The following is a 300-nucleotide window of genomic DNA, read 5'->3' on the forward strand; positions in this document are numbered from 1 at the left end:
TTGGCTGATCACGATCGTGGGTGTGCTCGCTTGGTGCGGCACGCATCCGGACGAAGGCACGGAACCGGCGTGGCCGCTTCGGTCGACGCATCAGACGTGAATGGCGGCGGCTGACATGGAACGAAAGACACTGCGTGTCGTGTCGCTGTCGGGCGGGAAAGACAGCACGGCAACGTTGCTCGTTGCGCTCGAACAGCATGGAGCGGAAAACGTGCGGGCCGTGTTTGCTGACACGGGAAACGAGCACGAGGAAACGTATGAATACGCGCTGGATTACCTGCCGCGCGCGCTTGGGATCAC

Annotated in this window: 1 protein-coding gene; it reads left to right on the forward strand. The window is 62.0% G+C overall.

The window, feature by feature from the left end:
* Nucleotides 1-115 precede the first annotated feature (115 nt).
* Nucleotides 116-300, forward strand: a 185-nt coding sequence (locus SB751_RS29370) for a phosphoadenosine phosphosulfate reductase family protein (protein ID WP_410748948.1), incomplete at its 3' end; no start/stop codon positions are given.

This window comes from Cupriavidus sp. SIMBA_020 (assembly GCF_046535395.1).
GTDB classification, from domain to species: domain Bacteria; phylum Pseudomonadota; class Gammaproteobacteria; order Burkholderiales; family Burkholderiaceae; genus Cupriavidus; species Cupriavidus campinensis.